The organism is Streptomyces sp. NPDC015032 (genome assembly GCF_043080425.1).
Classification (GTDB): Bacteria; Actinomycetota; Actinomycetes; order Streptomycetales; family Streptomycetaceae; genus Streptomyces.
Genome location: NZ_JBIBVN010000085.1, coordinates 1 through 9,017 on the forward strand (window position 1 = coordinate 1; position 9,017 = coordinate 9,017).

Annotated in this window: 7 protein-coding genes and 1 pseudogene; 4 read left to right on the forward strand and 4 right to left on the reverse strand. The window is 67.6% G+C overall.

Annotation, left to right across the window (positions count from 1 at the left end):
* The 4 genes from ACF08M_RS41015 to ACF08M_RS41030 all read right to left on the reverse strand — a co-directional run.
* Window positions 1-1,525: aminobutyraldehyde dehydrogenase (locus tag ACF08M_RS41015; RefSeq protein ID WP_392190415.1), on the reverse strand; the 1,525-nt coding region annotated here is incomplete at its 3' end.
* 60 nt (window positions 1,526-1,585) lie between these two features.
* Window positions 1,586-1,978 (reverse strand): gluconate 2-dehydrogenase subunit 3 family protein, encoded by a 393-nt coding sequence (locus ACF08M_RS41020; protein ID WP_392190416.1) that lies wholly within the window; start codon window positions 1,976-1,978, stop codon window positions 1,586-1,588.
* Window positions 1,979-1,988: 10 nt separating this feature from the next.
* Entirely contained in the window at window positions 1,989-3,617 is a 1,629-nt protein-coding gene (locus ACF08M_RS41025) for a GMC family oxidoreductase (RefSeq protein WP_392190417.1), read from the reverse strand.
* Window positions 3,618-4,224: 607 nt separating this feature from the next.
* Window positions 4,225-6,573, reverse strand: a complete 2,349-nt coding sequence (locus tag ACF08M_RS41030) for a SpoIIE family protein phosphatase (protein WP_392190418.1) — start codon at window positions 6,571-6,573, stop codon at window positions 4,225-4,227.
* Between the two features lie 131 nt (window positions 6,574-6,704).
* Between ACF08M_RS41030 and ACF08M_RS41035 the strand changes: the two genes are divergently transcribed.
* The 4 genes and pseudogenes from ACF08M_RS41035 to ACF08M_RS41050 form a co-directional block, all read left to right on the forward strand.
* Entirely contained in the window at window positions 6,705-6,983 is a 279-nt protein-coding gene (locus tag ACF08M_RS41035) for an aldehyde dehydrogenase family protein (RefSeq protein WP_392190421.1), read from the forward strand.
* On the forward strand, window positions 6,980-8,251 hold the full coding sequence (locus ACF08M_RS41040; RefSeq protein ID WP_392190419.1) for a D-arabinono-1,4-lactone oxidase: 1,272 nt from the start codon (window positions 6,980-6,982) through the stop codon (window positions 8,249-8,251). The genes ACF08M_RS41035 and ACF08M_RS41040 overlap by 4 nt, the downstream gene beginning before the upstream one ends.
* 111 nt (window positions 8,252-8,362) lie before the next feature.
* Entirely contained in the window at window positions 8,363-8,620 is a 258-nt protein-coding gene (locus tag ACF08M_RS41045) for a Ku protein (RefSeq protein WP_392190420.1), read from the forward strand.
* 54 nt (window positions 8,621-8,674) lie between these two features.
* Window positions 8,675-9,017: pseudogene (locus ACF08M_RS41050) on the forward strand (Ku protein); the annotation flags it as partial.

Genomic DNA, 9,017 nt, shown 5'->3' on the forward strand with positions numbered 1-9,017 from the left:
GCTTGGTACGCGAGTAGTCATCGAGCGCATATGCCGACAGGTCGCGCCCGTAGCCGGAGGACTTGAACCCGCCCCACGGCATTTCGGTGGCGAATGCGAGGTGGTCGTTGACCCACACGGTGCCGAAGTCCAGCCGCCCGGGCAGATCGGCGGCGCGACGGGCGTCCTCGGTCCAGACCGAGGCTGACAGCCCGTAGGCGGTGCGATTGGCCGTCTCGACCGCGGCATCCTCATCGGTGAACGTTTCCACCGTGACCACGGGCCCGAAGATCTCCTCCCGAGTGGATTCGGCACCGTCCGGGAGGTCCACCAGCACCGTCGGAAGCACGAAGTAACCGTCGCCTTCCGGGGCCCTCCCGCCCGTCGCCGCCCGCGCTCCTTCCGCGAAGGCACGGTCGAGGAAGCCGAGCACGCTGTCGCGGTGGGTCTTCGAGACAAGCGGCCCCATCTCGATGTGGTCCCCAGCCGCCGGGTCGCCTACGACCAGCGACTCCACCCGGGGCACGAGACGCTTCAGCAGTTCGTCGTGTACGGACTGCTCCACGAGGATCCGGCAGGCGGCGCCGCAGTCCTGGCCCGAGTTGCCGAAGCCGGCGAGCCGAATTCCTTCGGCGACCGCGTCCAGGTCGGCGTCCGCGAACACCATGACCGGTGCCTTACCGCCAAGCTCGAGGTGCACGCGCTTGAGCGTGGTTGCGGCCGCGCTGGCCACCGCCTGTCCGCTTCGCACGCTGCCCGTCACCGACACCAGCGCCACATCCGGGTGAGTCGCGAGCGCCTCGCCGACCACCGATCCGGCACCGGTGACGACATTGAGCACCCCTGCGGGAAACACCTCGGCAAGAAGCTCGGCCATGCGCAGGGCGGTCAGCGGTGTCTGATCCGATGGCTTCAATACGCAGGTGTTGCCGACCGCCAGAATCGGCGCGATCTTCCATGCCGCCGTGAGCAGGGGGTAGTTCCACGGCGTGATTGCAGCCACTACCCCGACCGGCTCCCGCACGATCATCGACGTGTGGCCGGTGACGTACTCTCCGGCGCTCAGACTCAGCTGCGTCCGAACCGCGCCGGCCATGAACTGCAGCGTGTCGATCGTCCCGGCGACATCGTCGCGGGCCAGCGGCATCGGCTTGCCGGTGTTGACCGACTCCAGGTGCGCCAGCTCCTCGGCGTTGGCTTCCAGCACCGCAGCGGCCCTGAGCAGCACGTCGGCGCGGTCCTTCGGCGTGCGCTGCCGCCAGCCGGGCAACGCCGTCCTGGCGGCAGCCACCGCCTTGTCGACATCGGCCGATGTGCCGCACAGGGCCTGTGCAATCGGCTGTCCCGTGGCGGGGTTGAACACCGGATGCGTCTGCGTCCCGGCGCCCTCCCAGGTGGCACCGTTGACGAAGTGCGTCAGCACCGTGGTCTCCGCACCGACCGGCGCCAGGCCGCCTCCCGGGTGAGCCACGGTGACCTGCTTTTGCGCCTCGATCATCTTGGAATCCTTCGTTCGTGTTCCTGGGTTCACGACCGGTGCGCCCACCTCGGGTGCACCGGTCCAACTGCTCAGAAGCACGCCGACCTGGTTGCCCAGGCCGCGAGCTCAACGGATCGCAAAGCCGCGATCGACAACGGTGGCCAACATGTCGATGTAGGAGTCGACGTCGTCGAGGGCGGTGCGTGGCGGAGGGTCGTAGGCGAGCGCGGCCTTCGTCTGGTGGCTCAGGAAATAGGCACCGGCTGTGAGCACAGTGAGGGCCTGGAACTGCTCGGGCTGCTGCACGCAGAGCGCGTCCAGAGCAGCTTCCGGGTCCTTGCCCGTGCACCAGGCAACCGCCTCGGCGAACGGTTCGGCCAGGTCCGATCGGTAGCCGAGCACCTGGTCGAGCAGCGCATCCGGCACACCTGCGGCGGTGGCCGAGGGCATCGGATCGGACGCGGGAATCAGTACGTCGGCGAGTGCGGCGAAGGTACGTCGCTGGTCGGGATCGAGCATCATGGGGTCCTCAGTCGGCGGCGGGCTGGTTGTGGCGGTTGTCGGCGAGGTGGCGCATCGACCGCAGCGCGACCGCCATGATGGTCGCGGTCGGGTTGACGCCGGTCGAGGTGACGAACACGCTCCCGTCGATGATGAAAAGGTTCGGCACGTCGTGCGCGCGGCCGTACTCGTCGACGACGGAGGTGGCGGGATCGGTGCCCATGCGCGTGGTGCCCAGAAGGTGCCAGCCGCTTTCCCGAACGACGGGGATGGGGAGCACCGAGGTCGCGCCCGCGGCCAGGTGGGCCTCGACCGCCCGGTCGACATGGAACTTGAGCATGCGTTCGGTGTTCTCGCTGATGGTGTAGTGAATCCTGGGCGCCGGGATTCCGTCGGAGTCTGTGGCGTCCGGGTCGAGCACCACTTCGTTGTGGTCCTCAGGCAGGTCCTCGGTGGTGATCCCCCACTCGGTGTACCGGCCGAAGGTTGTGCGCAACCGGGTGTGGAAGGCGGGACCGAAGGCGTCGCGCCAGTCCTGGCCCGGCTCCCACAAGGTGTGGGTGAGTGGGCCGCCGGTCGGCATCAGGTTCCATTTCGCCCCGCGCACGAACCCGCGGCTGGTGTCGGTCTCGTAGAACTGCATCGACTGCAGTGCCTGCCCGGTCGGGCCGAGCCAGGTCTCGAGCTCGTCCTCGTAGGTCCCGTACACCGAGGCGTAGGGATGCACCATGAGCCGCTTGCCGACCAGGCCCGAGGAGTTCGCCAGACCGTCGGGGAACTGCGCAGAGGCCGAGTTGAGCAACAGTCGCGGGGTGCCTATCCCGTTGGCGGCCAGCACGGTCACGCCTGCGGCTTGGTGGCGCACGACTCCCGCGCGGTCGACGTACTCGGCGCCGGTCACCAGACCCCGGTTGTCGACCGTGAGCTGTCGCACCCGGGCCCCGGTCACCAGCACAGCACCGGCGGCGATCGCGTCGCGCCAGTGCGTGAAGTCGGTGCTCGCCTTCGCTCCGGTCGGACATCCCGACTCGCAGGCGCCGTACCGCAGGCACGCGGGCCGGTTCTTGAACTTACGCGACGCGATGGCGTTCGGGGCGGGCCACCAGTGCCAGCCGAGCTTGTCCAGGCCCTTCGCCGCGGCGAGGCCGTACTTGCCGATCGGCATCGGCGGGAGCGGGAAAGTGTGCGGGTCCGGGTAAGCCGGGTCGCCATCGAGTCCGGACGCGCCGATGTGGTGGGTGACCTCGTCGTAGAACGGCCGCAGGTCCTCGTAGGTGAACGGCCAGTCATCCGCGACCCCGTCGAGGGTCCGGACCCGGAAGTCGGACGGCAGTGCCCGGACCCAATGTCCGGAGAACAGGATAGTGCTGCCACCCACGCCGTTGAACATCAACGGCTCGATCGGGCTCTCCTTGGTGTCGACCGGGTAGTCGCTCTTCCGCCCGCGCACATTCGGACTGGGGTGCCACTGCTTGAGACGGGTCAGCTCCCACTCGGGCTTGCCGCCCGTGAAGTCATCGGGAAGAGCCCAGTCGCCCTGCTCCAGGCAGACCACACGAAACCCACGGCCGGCCAGCTCCAGGGCCGCCACCCCACCGGAGGCGCCGGCACCTACGATGAGCACATCCGCATCCCCGTGACCATGCTGCGTGTTCACCAGTAGCTCTCCCGCTCGCTCAGTCCGCTGCAGACGCGTTCGCACCCACATCGGTGGACTTTTCCGGTCCGGTCGACTCTCAGGTGCCTGCCGGACAAGGGATCGAATGACCCACACCCAGAATGCTTCGGCCCGCCCCCGACGACACCCGGTTCATCCGCCACAAGTGAGGTGGTTCGACTTGAGCAAATGCACAACCCGCCCCACCCGAAACGGGGCCCGGGCACGTCACCGTTGGCTGCGCGAAGGCATGAGCGCTGGGGCCGCTGGACCGGATCCCCCGGCTGCGCCAACAACATTTGCTCGTGATGGCGGTGACCGCGGACGGACACCGCGACATTCTCGGGATCTGGGCCGGCGATGGCGGCGAGGGCCAGAGCGGGTTGGCGGCTGGTGGCCGGTGATCTTGCCACAGTCGCACGGCGCGGCGGCGCCGCTGGCCGAGCCACCATGTGTCCGCGGCGAGCGTAGCCAGGGCCGCAGCGGTGGCGGGCAGCCAGCCGACCAGCGCGCCGGCTCCGGCACCGACGACGCCGGCGGAGATCAGGGCGGGCAGCACGCCGGCCCGGCCAGGCCTGCCAGCAGCTTCGGGGTGCGCGGGGTGGGGTCAGCTGCAGGGCCGGGCATCAAGCGGCACTTCGGCCCAGATCATCTTGCCGTGTGGTGTGTAGCGGGTGCCCCAGCGTTCCGTAAGTTGGGCGACGAGGAACAGTCCGCGGCCGCCCTCGTCCTCCTGCGCGGCCCGCCGCAGGTGCGGGGAGGTATGGCCCCCGTCTGAGACCTCGCATATCAGGCCGCGATCCCGAATGAGCCGCAGCCGCACAGGAGCGCCGCCGTACCGGATCGCGTTGGTGACCAGCTCGCTCACCACCAGCTCGACGACGAACACCGCCTCGTTGTGCCCCCACTCAGCCAGCTTCTGGACCGCCAGGGAGCGGAACCTGGCGACCTCTGCGGGATCGGCGGGAAGGTCCCAGCTTGCCACCTGGTCATCGCTCAACGCATGGACCTTGACCAGGAGCAGGGCCGCGTCGTCTCCTGAGGACTTCGGCAGGACAGCGCTCATAACACTGTCACAGGTATCTTCCAGCTGTCGGCCTGGTACGGACAGTGCGTCGCGCAGCTCGTTCAGGCCGATGTCGATGTCCTGGTCGCGGGCCTCCACGAGGCCGTCGGTGAACAGGGCCAGGAGGCTGTCCTCGGGAAGGTCGAAACCGACGCTTTCGAACGGCAGGCCGCCCAGGCCGAGCGGTGGGCCGGCGGGCAGGTCGAGGATTTCCACGCGGCCGTCAGGAGCCACCACTGCGGGAGGCAGGTGGCCGGCCCGGGCCATGACGCAGTGCCGCTCGACCGGGTCGTAGATGGCGTAGAGGCAGGTCACGCCAACGGCCCGGTCATCCTCGCCCCCGAGGGACTGCGCGACCAGGTCGTCGAGCCGGGCGAGCAGCTCATCCGGTGCGAGGTCCATTGCCGCGAGCGCCGCCACAGTGGTCCGCATCCGACCCATGGTGGCGGCGGCACGCATGCCATGACCGGCAACGTCCCCGACGACCAGGCCGACCCGTGCCCCGGAGAGCGGGATGACGTCATACCAGTCCCCGCCCACTCCCACGGGTCCGGTCGCGGGAAGGTAGCGGTGAGCGACCTCCACGGCCGCGGGCTGCGCCAGGCGATGCGGGAGCAGGTCGTGCTGCAGCATCAGCGCGATCGCATGCTCGCGAGCGTAGCGGCGTCCGTTGTCCACACACACCGCGGTCCGGGAGACCAGTTCCTCCGCGAGGGCGATCTCCTCGGGGTCGAAAGCGTCCCGCGGCGGGAACCTTTCAAACGTCGCCAGGCCCAGCGTGGTCCCCCGGGCCCGCAGCGGAACGACCGCCACCTGGTCGCAGGCGACCGAATGCCCATGGGCAAGGCAGCGCAGCTGCGGCGAATCGGGTGAATATCCGACGGGACGCGGCGATGCCGCTGCCGCCGGACGGTGGTGGTCCGCCACCCGTTCCGCCACCCGCCGCAGGTCGCGTGCGGTCTTATCCGTCCACGGACCGGGTTCTTCACCATGGAGCACAGGTTCGAGGAGGTCCACCTGGACGAGGTCCGCGAACTCCGGAACAGCCAGATCAGCCAGGTTACCGGCGGTATGCTCGACGTCGAGAGTCCCGCCGATTTTGCCGCCGGCTCCGCTCAGCAGTGCTAGGCGTTGCCGGGCCACGTAACGGTCCGTGATGTCGAGCCCCGCTTCGCACACGCCCAGTGGCCGTCCCTCGTCGTCCTGCACCCGGAAGTAGCAGAAGGACCAGATGTGATCGTGATGCGGGTCGGCAGGGATCGGGGTGCGGTAGCGGACGTCGGTGATGGATTCTCCAGTGCGCACGACTCGCTCGATGAGCCTCTGCAGCCCTAGTGCCGGGCCTCCGTCACCGTCCTCGACAAGGACCTCGCCATGAGGTTCCACATCTGATACGTACCGACCGACGCAGTCTTCCATCGTCAAGCCGAACTGCTTCTCGACGGCAGTATTGATCCACTTGAACCGGCTTTGCGTATCGTAGAGAGTGATGACGACGGACGACTGATCGCTCAGCCCCCTCAGCACTGCCTGATCGCTGGCCCACTGCTCGAGATGGGCTACGTTGACGGCTGAGAGCAGCCAGGCAGCAGCGCCCTCGTCCTGCTCCAGCGGGCTGATCAGCAGTGCGACCCGTACAGTGCGACCGTCCCGATGAAGCACCGAGCGAACTGCATACATGTTTCCAGGTTCCTGAGGTGGAGCCACCCGCGCAGGGTCCCCCAGAAGGTCGCCGACAGGGCTGCCAAGCGCCTCCTTCGACGCGTAACCGAACAGCTCCTCGGCCGCCGGGCTCCACCCGATGACCGTCCCCCGGGCGTCCAGTACCGCAGTCGCTGTCGGGGCGAGATGGAAAGGCCCGCAACCCAACTTTGCGCTCTCGGAACTCATGGATACCTACCGAGTGTCCTCCGGCGGGGCGATATACGGCCACATAATCAGACTAATTTACTCCACAATATGAGCGGAGGCGTGTCTGAAAAATGGCGGAGGTGGCTTCGATGAAGGTCGGAGACCCTGTGATGAGAGCGGAGACGTTCCGGGACGAGGAGGACGCCGTCTCCTTGGTCTGGACGGGGGACGCTCGACCAGCAGCAGACGCGCCAGGACGGCTCGACTTCGGCGCAGTCCGGGTCAACGACCACCTCATGCTCGCCACGGATATGCCCTGGGGCAGTTTCAAAGCCTCGGGTTACGGCCGCGACCTGTCGACGTACCCTTGCGACGCCTACTCGCGCACCAGGCACGTCATGGTCAACAAGACTCGTGCAGGAGCCGGATCGACAGGACAGCAATCATGACGGGGCCGGTCGGCGCCTCCGCCGCCGGGGCGGATCTGAAGCGCGGGATGGTGTGGCGCAACTGGGGGCAGAACCAGGTCTTCAGCCCTGCGGCGTTCGCCACACCCAGGAGCGAGGAACAGCTTGTCTGCGTGGTCAGGCAGGCGCTCGGGGATGGGCTCAACATCCGGGTGGCCGGAACCGGCCACTCCAGCACGCCGTTGGTGCAGACCGGTGGCCTGCTCCTCAGCCTCGAGAATCTGAGCGGTATCACCGGCACAGATCTGGTCAGACGACGCGCGCGGGCCTGGGCCGGCACCCCGATCAGCAGCTTCGGTGATCCACTGTGGCGGGATGGGCTGGCGTTGTCGAACCAGGGTGACATCGAAAAGCAGACCATCGCGGGTGCCATCGCCACCGGCACGCACGGCTCAGGCACCAAGCTGACGAGCTTCTCCGCGGCTGTTCGGTACGTCCGGATCATCAACGGGACAGGTGACGTCGTCGAGATCGATGAGCGGGACATCGAGGAAATCCGAGCGACACAGGTCTCCCTGGGCGCGCTTGGTGTCGTGGTCGAGGTGGAACTCGACGTCTCGCCCTCTTATCACCTCCGCGAGACCATCACCTTCCCGCACGTTGACGAGCTGCTCGACAGATGGGATGTGAACCCTGACACTCACCGGCATTTCTCATTCCTGTGGTGCCCCACCGACAACGCCGCTGAGCTCTTTGAGTTGCCAACGCCCAAAGGCGTGCGGATGGCGGACCGTGCTTACACCAAGGTCTACGACGCCGTAGAGATCGAGGAACCTGGTGGTATCGAAACGGCTGAAGGGCGACGGGTCGACCGCTCGTACCGCATCTATCCGGGGGGGTTCGGACTAGTTTTCAACGAACTGGAATACTTCGTGCCGACCGAGCGGGGACGCGAGGCCTTCACGGAGATCAGGCAGCTCATCCGGACGAAGTATCCCGAGCAAGTCTTCCCTGTCGAGGTGAGATGGGTCGCCGCAGACGGAGCGTACCTGTCGCCCCAGTATCGCCGCGACAATATGGCCATCACCATCACGGTGGCGGCCGGCACGGACTACTGGCCGTACCTCCGCAACGTGGACGCCGTCCTGGACGACTTCGACGCTCGCCCGCACTGGGGCAAGCTGCACTTCACTACCCGCAGACGCATAGAGCGCATGTTTCCCGAGCTCGACCGCTTCCGCACCATCCGCAGCCGGTTCGATCCCAACGACGCCTTCCTCAACGACCACCTACGCCCACTGCTCGGGTGAAGCACGCACCGCCTGACCAGGCACATCGGTGGCGTCCTCGCGGGCTGAGCCCCACCGAGGGTGTGAGCGGATGCGATCAGCTCCCTCCCGCAGTGCCATGGAAGCAGCACCGTGAGGAGGTGGCAGCCATGGCGCGCGGCGTGGAACGGCGCTCTGCCCTTCGGCCTGGTGTCCCTGCCGGTGCAGGTGTTCACTGCCACCGACAGCTACACCATCAGCTCTCATCAGCTGCAGCGCGGAACGTCGGACCGGGTGCGCAACAAGCCGGTGAACGGGCGCACCGGGGAGGAAGTCACCCTCGACGGGATCGTCAAGGGCTGCGACGCCGGGAACGAGTACGTCCTGGGAGCGTCCGGGCGACCTGGATGACATCGCGCCCGGGACGCTGGAACCCCGGGCAAGGCGGGCATCGCCACGTTTGCCGTGCGCAGCCGCGAGCACCTGGTCGTGGTGAAGGCCGAGAGGGGCATCCTGACGCTGCACATCCTGCACTGGGCCGACGAGATCCGGGACCCGCACAAGGAGATCGCCAACCTCCCGGACGATAAGAACCTCGCCGACCGCGAGCTGAAGATGGCCGACCAGCTGGTCGACTCGCTCAGCATGGACTGGGAGCCCGAGGACTTCCCCGACACCTTCCAGGAGAAGGTGCGACAGCTCGTCGAGGCGAAGAAGAAGGGCGAGACCGTCGAGAGGGCGGAGCAGCCCGCCGAGTCCACCAACGTGGTGCACCTGGTGGACGCGCTGCGGGCGAGCATCGACCAGG

Bases quoted from the DNA above. Each gene is read 5' to 3' on its own strand.
- ACF08M_RS41020 (WP_392190416.1), bottom strand. From the start codon at position 1,978: ATGCTCGATCCCGACCAGCGACGTACCTTCGCCGCACTCGCCGACGTA.
- ACF08M_RS41030 (WP_392190418.1), bottom strand. From the start codon at position 6,573: ATGAGTTCCGAGAGCGCAAAGTTGGGTTGCGGGCCTTTCCATCTCGCC.
- ACF08M_RS41035 (WP_392190421.1), top strand. From the start codon at position 6,705: ATGAGAGCGGAGACGTTCCGGGACGAGGAGGACGCCGTCTCCTTGGTC.
- ACF08M_RS41040 (WP_392190419.1), top strand. From the start codon at position 6,980: ATGACGGGGCCGGTCGGCGCCTCCGCCGCCGGGGCGGATCTGAAGCGC.